The sequence below is a fragment of the Succinivibrio sp. genome (assembly GCF_045124615.1).
GTDB lineage: Bacteria > Pseudomonadota > Gammaproteobacteria > Enterobacterales > Succinivibrionaceae > Succinivibrio > Succinivibrio faecicola.
The window spans coordinates 1-2,878 of sequence record NZ_JBGVMC010000038.1 but is presented as its reverse complement, the minus strand read 5'-3'; the positions used below and the strand labels follow the sequence as shown (position 1 = coordinate 2,878).

Genomic DNA, 2,878 nt, shown 5'->3' with positions numbered 1-2,878 from the left:
CTCACTTTTTTACCTTATTTTGTGTATGTTTGACTTTATTATAAACATTTGCTAAGAGAAATGAAAAAGAAATAAGTTATTTTTGGAAATTTTTGTATAAGAATCTCTTATTTTGCTGTTGTCAAAGCTGAATTTTTGATTGATAACAAGAATTGATTCTTAATTGATTTGTAATGATAGTAAAATAATAATTAAATACCATGTAAAATTTTCTTTGAATTTCTTTAAAACTAATCAGTGAAGTATAATTTTATAGTTTATTTTTAGTAATTCAAAAGTCATTAAAGTACAGAAGGTCCAAGGTGGAACTATATACAAAGATGGAGGAGTTTCTAGCTGATAAAAAGGCTTTGGATTCCTACCGATCAATAAAGGCAAAAAATCAGAAGGCTCTTGAAATTATTGTAGACGGACACAGTTATGTGAATCTGTCATCAAATGATTATTTAGGTCTTGCTCAGGATATGAGTATTGTTCATGAGTTCTACGAGAGTACTGATTTTAAGAATATACGCCTAAGTTCGTCAGGTTCACCTCTTTTGACCGGTGCTCATGATTCATATGAAAAAGCAAGTTTAGCCATGCAAAAGTTGTTTGGCAAAAGTGCACTTTTCTTTAACTCAGGATTTGCTGCAAACTCAGGTGTTATATCAGCACTGTCAGATGCTGATACTCTAATTATTGCAGATAAGCTTGCTCATGCATCAATGATTGATGGTCTTACAGGCGCAAAAGGCAAGTATTTAAGATTTGCTCACAATGATTATGAGCATCTTGAAAGACTTATAAAAAGCAATCTTGATAAATATGACAATATTCTTGTAGTGACAGAAGCTGTTTTCAGCATGGATGGTGACAGAGCTGATATAAAGAAGCTTTGCGAACTTAAAAAACAGTATTCAAATGTCTATTTATATGTAGATGAAGCTCATTCATTCAGTGTATTTGCACAAAACGGAGCCGGCCTTTGTGCATCTTTAGGTTTAGCAGATGACATCGATTTTATTCTTGTAACCTTTGGAAAAGGTCTAGGTTCACAGGGAGCCTGTCTTATTGCTAATCAGACTGCTGTAAACTATCTTATAAATACAACAAGATCTCTTATTTTCTCAACTGCATTATCTCCATTAAGCTTTGAACATAATGCATTCATGATAGAGTATATGCAAAAGAGAAATGATTTAAGAGAAAGGCTTTATAAGATATCAGAGTATATTCATCAGACTATAAAAGATTGCTCATTAGAAAATCTTTCGCAATCTCAGATAATACCTGTTTTAACCTATAGCAATGAAAATGCATTAAAAGCCTGCTCACTATTTAGAGAAAAAGGTTTTTATGCGATGCCGATAAGACATCCTACAGTACCACAAAACAAGGCACGATTAAGACTGTCTCTTAGTGCTGCCTTAAGTGATGATGAGGTATGTGCCCTTGCAGATGCAATTAAGGACTGTAAAGAAAAATGCAGATAGAATTTTTAACTAAAAATGAAAATTTTGATAATCTTCGTCTGATCTTTTCAGGTTATGGTCAGGATAAAAGAATATTTGATTATCTTCTTGCAAAATATGAAGGCAACTTAGCTTTAGTTTATGACTATCGCACATTGGATTTTGATGAGTCCTTAATTATCCCATATAAAACTATTGAGCTTTTTGCCTGGTCAATGGGCGTTATGATTGCACCTAAGGTGCTAGAGGCTCACAATCTTCTTGATAGAGTACTAAAGTCTACCTCCATAAACGGCACAGTATATGGAATTGACGATAAGTTTGGTATTGCTCCTGCAATGTGGCAGGCAACAATTGATTCTATCAATGAAAAAACAGCAATGAAGTTCTATCAGAGAATGTGTACAGATAAAGCTGTTTTTGATGAGTTTTTGCCTTTTTCATGTCAAAGAAGTGTAGATGAGCTTAAAAATGAGCTTGAATTTATTCAGATGATAAATCAGATCAAAGGTCCAAATTTTAAGTACAATACAGCCTATGTTGGATTAAAGGACAGAATATTTCCATCAGTATCTCAGCTTTGTGCTCTTGAAAATGTCAAAGAAACGAAAGTTATTACAACACAGACAGGACACTTTGATATAAATCTTTTTAAACAGATCCTTATCAATGATTGATATTAAAAAACATATTAACAGACAGTTTTCAAAAGCCTGTGACACCTATGAGAGTGATGCTTTTATTCAAAAGAAAATGGCAGAGCATCTTATGTCCATGCTATGCAGTAAATCTTATTTTAAGATCCTTGAAATCGGCTCTGGTACAGGATATCTGACTTCCCTTATCGTAAATAAGCTTGATTATAACAGTCTGATTATTAACGATCTGTCTTTGAATATGCTTGAGCATTGTAAAAAACGCTTTGGCAGTAAAGTTCAAGGATATCTTTTAGGTGATGCTGAATCTCTTTTTTTAGAAGATAAATATTCCCTAATCATTTCAAATGCCTGTTTTCAGTGGTTTTCATCTTTAAAGAATGCAATTGAAAAATTTCTAAACGCATTGGATAAAGATGGCGAGATTGTATTTTCAACCTTTATTGATGGAAATTTCAAAGAGCTTAAAGCTACACTCGGTGTAACTATTGATTATCTTGATTTGGCTACGATTGAATCAGTTTTAAAATCACTTAACCTTGATTATACAATCGAAAGCAAGAGTGTAAAAAGTCACTATAAGACAGTGCGTGAAATGCTTAAAAACTTCAAAAATACTGGTGTAAGCGGTCTTTCAAATACCACCTGGACCAAATCAAAGCTCATATCATTTGAAAATCAGTATAAGGATTTATACACTGATGATAAAGGTATATACCTTTCATGGGAGCTTTGCTTTGTTAGAGCAAAGCGTAAAATTTAAATACC

3 protein-coding genes are annotated in these 2,878 nt (G+C 32.8%); all 3 read left to right on the top strand.

Features of this window, described 5'->3' with window-relative positions:
- Window positions 1–320 precede the first annotated feature (320 nt).
- Genes ACJML3_RS00935 through bioC form a run of 3 tightly spaced genes read left to right on the top strand, consistent with a single transcriptional unit; the run spans window position 321 to window position 2,873 of the window.
- Complete coding sequence (locus ACJML3_RS00935; protein ID WP_406019817.1) at window positions 321–1,475, top strand: aminotransferase class I/II-fold pyridoxal phosphate-dependent enzyme; 1,155 nt, start codon at window positions 321–323, stop codon at window positions 1,473–1,475.
- Window positions 1,466–2,131 (top strand): pimeloyl-ACP methyl esterase BioG family protein, encoded by a 666-nt coding sequence (locus ACJML3_RS00930; RefSeq protein WP_406019815.1) that lies wholly within the window; start codon window positions 1,466–1,468, stop codon window positions 2,129–2,131. Before ACJML3_RS00935 ends, ACJML3_RS00930 begins: the two co-directional genes overlap by 10 nt.
- A complete protein-coding gene (gene bioC, locus ACJML3_RS00925) occupies window positions 2,124–2,873 on the top strand; it encodes a malonyl-ACP O-methyltransferase BioC (RefSeq protein ID WP_406019813.1) in 750 nt (249 codons plus the stop codon). The genes ACJML3_RS00930 and bioC overlap by 8 nt, the downstream gene beginning before the upstream one ends.
- Window positions 2,874–2,878 lie beyond the last annotated feature (5 nt).